Here is a 4,921-nt window from a genome sequence, read left to right as displayed (position 1 = left end):
GGCCTCGGTCAATTCCGACCTACCCGATCTGTCCACCCGAAGGGGCGCACTCCAGCGAAGGCTGCGGGGGTGAGGTGGCCCAGCGAGGCATGCGGCGAGGCGCGGAACGGTCAGATTATCGCGTGGCGCACGCGCGCCGAGACCCACTCGCTGACGACAACGGTGGCGAGGATCACCAGGATGATCAGCGTCACCTGCGGCCAGGCCAGCGTGTTGAGCGAGCCCTGCAACTGCAGCCCTATCCCGCCGGCGCCGACCAGCCCCAGAACCGCGCTCTCGCGGATGTTGATGTCCCAGCGGAAGACGCTGATCCCCCAGAAGGCGGGCGCGATCTGCGGCCAGATGCCGTAGGTCAGGACCTGCGCGCCCGAGGCGCCCGTGGCCTGAACGGCTTCGATCTGGCTGGCGTCGGTTTCCTCGATGGCCTCGTAGAGCAGCTTGCCGACGAAGCCGATCGAGCGCAGCGCGATGGCGATCACGCCCGCCAGCAGGCCCGGTCCGACGATCGACACCAGCAGCAGCGCCCAGATCAGCGAGTTGATCGAGCGCGAGGCGACGATGACGAACAGCGCCACGGGCCGCAGGAACAGCACGCTCGGCGTGGTGTTGCGCGCGGCCAGAAACGCCACGGGCGTCGCGATGATCACGCCGATGATGGTGCCGAGCGTGGCGATGTTGAGCGTGTCCCACAGCGGAAGCCAGAGCCTGTCCATGTAGGACCAGCGGGGCGGGAACATGCGCGAGCCGATGTCGGCGGCCTGGCGCGGCGCGTCATGCACGAAGGCCCAGATCGTCGTCTCGGTCATCACCTCCCAGCACCAGACGGTCAGCGCCACCAGCGCCAGCCACCCCGCCCAGAGCAGCAGGGCGGAGCGCGGCGTGCGCGCGCGCCAGACCGGGCCGTTCGCTGTCTGAGCCACCGCCATGTCACTGAATCCGTTTGCGAATGACGCTGGAACCGTATTCCGCCGCCATCACGATCGCGATGATGATCAGCAGGATCGCCCCCGCGCTGTCGTATTCGTAGCGGTCGATGGCGGTGTTGAGCGTCGCCCCGATCCCGCCGGCGCCGACGATCCCGATCACGGCCGATTCGCGGAAGTTGATGTCGAGGCGGTAGAGGCTGAGGCCGATCAGCCGCGGCATCACCTGGGGCTGCACGGCGTAGTTCACGAGCTGCCCCCACGAGGCGCCGGTCGCGCGAATCGCCTCGGCCTGCGTCTCGTCGATGTCCTCGATGTCCTCGGCGAGGAGTTTCGCCAGAAACCCGATGGTGGCGAAGCTGAGCGTGAGGAACCCCGCGAACGGCCCAAAGCCGAACATCGCGACGAGGAAGATCGCGACGATGATCTCCTGAAGCGATCGCGAGACCGCGATGATCGCGCGGCAGATGTAGTAAATCCAGCGCGGCGCGAGGTTGCGCGCTGCGCCGATGCCCACCGGGATGGAGAGCAGCACGCCCGCCACCGTGGAAGTGACGGTCATCGTGAGGCTCTCGACCATGCCCTGGCTGATGTCGCGCCAGCGCGAGGTGAAATTCGGCGCCAAGAACCCCTCGACGAAGCGCCAGCCCCGATCGAGCCCCTCATGGACGCGCGCCCAATTCACATCGAGGGTCGAGAGCGCCAGCGCCAGCCAGACGAGGCCGAAGATGCGCAGCCCCCAGCGCCAGCGCGCATCCTTCACCATCACCGGCGGGCGCGACCATGTGCGGGGATAGGCGGGCGCGGTCGTCGCCATGGCTCAGACCAGCCCGACCATGCGCTCGGCCTCGTCGCGCTCGGCGTCGCGGTCCTCCTCGGCGGCCTTGCGCATGGCCGTCCAGTCCTCCTCGCCGTAGATCGTGGTCAGCACGGCGGTGTCGAGCGCATCGGGCGGGCCGTCGAACACCACGCGGCCCGCGCGCAGGCCGATGATGCGCTGCACGAACTGTCGGGCGAGGGCGACATCGTGGATGTTGATGATCGCGGGAAGGTCGCGCTCGGCGCAGATCTCGACGATCAGCCGCATGATCTGGCGCGAGGTCTTGGGGTCGAGCGAGGCGGTGGGTTCGTCGATCAGCAGAAGCTCGGGCTCCTGCGCGAGCGCGCGGGCGATGCCGACGCGCTGGCGCTGGCCGCCCGACAGCGCGTCTGCGCGCTTGTCGGCGTGCTCCATCAGCCCGACGCGGTCGAGCAGGCGGAAGGCGTTCTCGATGTCGGCGGCGGGAAATCGGCGCAGGAAGCTGCGCCAGAAGGGCACGTAGCCGAGGCGGCCCGACAGCACGTTCTCCATCACGGTCAGCCGCTCGACCAGCGCGTATTCCTGAAAGATCATGCCGATCCGCCGGCGCGCGCGGCGCAGCTGGCCGCCGGGCAGCGCGGTGATGTCGAGATTGTTGAGCAGAACCGCGCCGGTGGTCGGCTCGACAAGCCGGTTGACGCAGCGGATCAGCGTGGACTTGCCAGCGCCGGACGGGCCGATCAGCCCCACCACCTGCCCTTTCGGCACGGTGAAGGAGACGTCGGACAGCGCCTTGTCGCCAGTCTTGTAAGTCTTCGTCAGCTTCTCGACCGTCAGCATCCCGCCGCTCCGCGCAAGGAAACGGGGCGCAGGCGTCGCCGCCCGCGCCCCGCGCCTTCAGCCAGTCCTTACTGGCAGGTGTACTGGACGCCCGTGGCCTCGTCGATCTTGCGGATCACGTCCCAGTGCTCCTTGAAGGTGATCGGGATGAACTGCGCTTCGCCCGACTTGGAGAACTCGGCTTCGAGCGACGAGCCCTCCCATTTGAAAGTGCGGAACGCCTCCTTGATCTTCTCCTGAAGCTCCGGCGTCAGGTTGTGGGCGACGCCGTAGCCGGTGGTCGGGAAGGTCTGCGAAGTGTAGATCGTCACGAACTGGTCGGCCTTGACGACGTCGCGCTCGATCATGCGCGCCTTGACCGAGTTGGCGATCGAGGCCGCCGGATAGTCCTTGTTGGCGACGCCGAGGATCGAGTTGTCGTGCTTGCCGGAGAAGACCGGCTCGAAGTCGCGGCCCGGCTCCATGGCGAAATCGGCCTTGAGGATCGCGGAAGGCGCCTTGTAGCCCGAATTCGACGTCTCCGACGTGAAGGCGAGCTGCTTGCCCTTGATGTCTTCGACCGTCTCGATGCCGGAGCCCGGGAAAGTGATGATCTCCATCTCGTAGCCGAACGAGCCGTCGCCCTTGGCCATCATCGTGAACGGGCGGAATCCGGCGCAGGCGACGGCCAGCGGGTTCGAGCCGGTGTTGAAGCCCGCGATGTGCAGGCGGCCGGCGCGCATCGCCTCGATCTGGGCGGCGTTGGACTGGACGGGGAAGAACTGCACGCGCTTTCCGGTCACCGTCTCCATATGGGCGAGGAAATCCTTCCACGCCTCTGCGTAGACGGCCGGGTCTTCGACCGGGGTGTAGGCGAAGATCAGCGTGTCGGGATCGACGAGCTGCGCCGGATCGGTCGGGATGTCGGCGATCAGGTCGCCGTCATTGTCGACATAGCGGCTGTCGAGCTTGAACTCGGCGAGCGCGGGGCCGGCGACCAGCAGGGCGATCGCGGCGACGGCGGATTTGAGAGCGTTCATCTGGGCCATCCTTGGAACCTCGTTGAACCTCCGGGCTAGAGCTGTTTCGTCACATCAGCGCTACAGAATCGCAACGGTTTTTTGACAATTCTGTCGGCCGGCGCTGCTGATCGGGCAGGCGCGCGCCGCGATCCGCGTCGAGCGCAGCCGTAACCCAGGGCGGCGCGCCCCGGACCAAGACGACGGCCGCGACTGGGGGCGACGATCGGGTCGCCGCCAGCGCCGCCTTCTTCGCACCGACGCCGCCATCCGGGCCGGGCCGCGGACCCGAACGCAAGCACGTCACGCACGAGATCGGCGTCGGCGGCCTTCTCGACCAGCTCAAGCAGCGCCATTCTGTCGTCGGTCATCGTCGTCTCCGGTTCAGGGTCCATGTCTCGAAACCCGAACCTCTACTCAAGACCGGCGATGGCCGCCCGCGACGCCGCCGGCCGCGCGCTGCGCTACGCCGGAGGCTCCGCGCGCGGCCGGCTCCTACGCCACGAGGTGGGACACGACCGCCGGTGGCCGGTCGGCGCTGGCGTCGCGGGCCACCCACTCAACGCCGCCACCCGCAGTGGCGCCGCAGGCTGTCAGAGTTTCGCGGTTCCTGCTCGAAGACGGGTATTCGGTTGCCCGCGCACGCCGCGCCGCATGAATTCGTCGTGCTCGCGCTCGACTGGGAGCCGTGGACGGCGCGCGACAGCATCGCGCTCAGCCGGGCCGCAGGGGTGGACATCAACTGGGAGGCGCTGCTCGCGCTCCTGTCCATCCCCGACGCAGGGGAGCGCGACCGGCTGGCGGCGCGGGTGCTGGAGGACGACCCGGGCGGGTTGCGCGTGCCGGCCCCGGCAGCAGGCGCCACCGGCGCGCGCCCGGCGCTCGCGCGGTTCGCGGCGCTCGCGGGCAAGGCAGGGCGCAGCGGCTCGAACAGTAACGTCGTGTCGGGCGCGCGTGGCGCCACGGGTGGGGGGCTCATCGCCAACGACCCGCACCTGGCCTTCATCGTCCGCAACGCGTGGATGATCGCCGGGCTGCGCTCGTCCTCCTACGCCATGGTCGGCGCGATGGTGACCGGCACGCCGGTGTTCGGCTTCGGGCGCAGCGAGCATGTCGCCTGGGGCGGAACCAACCTCCGCGCCCGGTTTAACCAGTTCGTGGACGTGAGCGGCCCGCCGCCCGACGCCATCACCACCATCCGCCACCGCATCGGCGTGCGCCTGTGGCGCACCGTCGAGCGGACGTCGCGGATGACCGCCTTCGGCCCGATCCTGTCGCATCTCGACCTGCTGGAGGGCGCGAGCGGCGCCTTCGCCGTTCGCTGGGCGGGCCACGAGGTGACCGACGAGACCACGGCCCTG

6 protein-coding genes are annotated in these 4,921 nt (G+C 68.8%); 1 reads left to right on the top strand and 5 read right to left on the bottom strand.

Going from position 1 to position 4,921, the window contains the following annotated elements:
* Nucleotides 1–110: 110 nt before the first annotated feature.
* The 5 genes from phnE (V7Q31_RS17480) to V7Q31_RS17460 form a co-directional block, all read right to left on the bottom strand.
* Nucleotides 111–926: a phosphonate ABC transporter, permease protein PhnE gene (phnE, locus tag V7Q31_RS17480; RefSeq protein WP_333835132.1), complete on the bottom strand. Its 816-nt coding sequence runs from the start codon at nucleotides 924–926 to the stop codon at nucleotides 111–113.
* Between the two features lies 1 nt (nucleotide 927).
* A complete protein-coding gene (gene phnE, locus V7Q31_RS17475) occupies nucleotides 928–1,740 on the bottom strand; it encodes a phosphonate ABC transporter, permease protein PhnE (protein ID WP_333835131.1) in 813 nt (270 codons plus the stop codon).
* A 3-nt stretch (nucleotides 1,741–1,743) separates the two neighbouring features.
* Nucleotides 1,744–2,562 carry a phosphonate ABC transporter ATP-binding protein gene (phnC, locus tag V7Q31_RS17470; RefSeq protein ID WP_333835130.1) on the bottom strand — a complete coding sequence of 273 codons (819 nt, stop codon included), beginning with the start codon at nucleotides 2,560–2,562 and terminating at the stop codon, nucleotides 1,744–1,746.
* 68 nt (nucleotides 2,563–2,630) lie between these two features.
* Nucleotides 2,631–3,581, bottom strand: coding sequence for a phosphate/phosphite/phosphonate ABC transporter substrate-binding protein (gene phnD, locus V7Q31_RS17465; protein WP_333835129.1), 951 nt, complete (start codon nucleotides 3,579–3,581; stop codon nucleotides 2,631–2,633).
* 35 nt (nucleotides 3,582–3,616) lie between these two features.
* Nucleotides 3,617–3,931, bottom strand: a complete 315-nt coding sequence (locus V7Q31_RS17460) for a hypothetical protein (protein ID WP_333835133.1) — start codon at nucleotides 3,929–3,931, stop codon at nucleotides 3,617–3,619.
* Between the two features lie 261 nt (nucleotides 3,932–4,192).
* Here V7Q31_RS17460 and V7Q31_RS17455 point away from each other — a divergent pair.
* Nucleotides 4,193–4,921, top strand: a 729-nt coding sequence (locus V7Q31_RS17455; protein ID WP_333835128.1) for a penicillin acylase family protein, incomplete at its 3' end; no start/stop codon positions are given.

This window comes from Rubrimonas sp., assembly GCF_036788415.1.
GTDB lineage: Bacteria > Pseudomonadota > Alphaproteobacteria > Rhodobacterales > Rhodobacteraceae > Rubrimonas.
Note: the sequence above shows the minus strand (reverse complement) of the source record. Positions and strands in the feature narration are given on the sequence as shown.

Coding starts and splice junctions, on each gene's coding strand:
- phnE (WP_333835132.1), bottom strand. CDS start 926: ATGGCGGTGGCTCAGACAGCGAACGGCCCGGTCTGGCGCGCGCGCACG.
- phnE (WP_333835131.1), bottom strand. CDS start 1,740: ATGGCGACGACCGCGCCCGCCTATCCCCGCACATGGTCGCGCCCGCCG.
- phnC (WP_333835130.1), bottom strand. CDS start 2,562: ATGCTGACGGTCGAGAAGCTGACGAAGACTTACAAGACTGGCGACAAG.
- phnD (WP_333835129.1), bottom strand. CDS start 3,581: ATGAACGCTCTCAAATCCGCCGTCGCCGCGATCGCCCTGCTGGTCGCC.
- V7Q31_RS17460 (WP_333835133.1), bottom strand. CDS start 3,931: ATGACCGACGACAGAATGGCGCTGCTTGAGCTGGTCGAGAAGGCCGCC.